The sequence below is a fragment of the Marinobacter sp. EVN1 genome, assembly GCF_000475375.1.
Classification (GTDB): Bacteria; Pseudomonadota; Gammaproteobacteria; order Pseudomonadales; family Oleiphilaceae; genus Marinobacter; species Marinobacter nauticus.
The window spans coordinates 1-1209 of sequence record NZ_AXCB01000040.1 but is presented as its reverse complement, the minus strand read 5'-3'; the positions used below and the strand labels follow the sequence as shown (position 1 = coordinate 1209).

The 1209-nt window shown below is 51.9% G+C and carries 1 protein-coding gene; it reads left to right on the top strand.

Features of this window, described 5'->3' with window-relative positions; genetic code table 11:
- The first annotated feature begins 139 nt into the window (after window positions 1-139).
- Window positions 140-721: a suppressor of fused domain protein gene (locus Q674_RS34790; RefSeq protein WP_023009414.1), complete on the top strand. Its 582-nt coding sequence runs from the start codon at window positions 140-142 to the stop codon at window positions 719-721.
- The last annotated feature ends 488 nt before the right edge of the window (window positions 722-1209 follow it).

The following is a 1209-nucleotide window of genomic DNA, read 5'->3' as shown; positions in this document are numbered from 1 at the left end:
GGTTTGATGAAGCATGGTTGGAGGATGAACCGCCAAAAACTTAACCAGGTGGTCAACGGGACGCCAACTGCGCTCCGCTCCGCTAGCGCCCATTACCACTCGCGTTATGAGCCAATCGTCCAAAATCATAAGTAGGTCTATGGAACTCGAGTACGACATCAGAAGAACGATCATCCTTGGTGCTTACATGGATCATTGGGGGATGCCCAAGACTCGAAATCTTCTGACTCGTGATACTAGGCGAGTAGAGCTCTACTCCTTCCCTCCGCTGCCTAATGACAATGTTCATCGTTTTGCGACGATCGGGTTATCGTCTTGCGTTTTCAAGGACGGACGAAGCTGTGACGCGGAATTGTTGCTAACGTTGCCAGACGTTGTAGCCAGCGAACAGCCAGATACCATCATCAACTATATTTTCGATATAGCCGCCTACGTCCTTGAGAGCTTAGGGCGTTCTCCAAAAAGTGAAGATCTGGTACCAGAAAACCAATTGGCACCTGAGGGATGGCCTAAAGCTATTTTGTTTGATGAGCCTCGAGGAGAGCCTGAGTCTCTAGAGTGTTTTCACGTGGGAGCACAACACGTAAACCTTTTATGGTTGGTCCCGATCTTTGGTTCTGAATATTCGCTTATTAAGACGGAAGGGGTGGCAGCTTTTGACCGTGCAACCGAAAAGCTGGAATTTAGTTTGGTTGAGGTCAGGCGCTTACCATGTGCCTGAATACTCATAACCAGCGCAGGCAAGGGACGCTCCTGACTTCGCGCCCCTGCTGCAAGCGTTAGCTGGTAGTACCTTGATCTTTTTTGGCGGCTGGGTGCCATCGGGCCTTGGCCGAAAGCAGGCAGTAAATCGGTAAGGTAGGTGTTTTGCCAAGGCCGTCGGAATCCGTGGCCAAATTGGCAGCTCAATCTCCCATCGGTGTTGATATAGAAGTTGGTGCTCGCCTTGTGGGGTCGTTCACCGAAAATAGGGTCTGGACTGGCTACTCTGAAGTTCTGGTTCATTCACCGCATCGTTGGCGGTGTTTTCAATCACAGTGCACCGGCGTAATTCGGTGCCAGGGCAGCGGAGCAGGCGGTCATGTTGGTTGCCGGGTATCAGGCCTCACGGTTACCCCAGCTAACAAGGCCATCAAATTCGCTCCCTTCGGTCGCCGGACGCCCTAGTCAGGGCGCCGTTTATGGCTGGCGTTAGGTGTAAGGGAATAT

Bases quoted from the DNA above. Each gene is read 5' to 3' on its own strand.
- Q674_RS34790 (WP_023009414.1), top strand. From the start codon at position 140: ATGGAACTCGAGTACGACATCAGAAGAACGATCATCCTTGGTGCTTAC.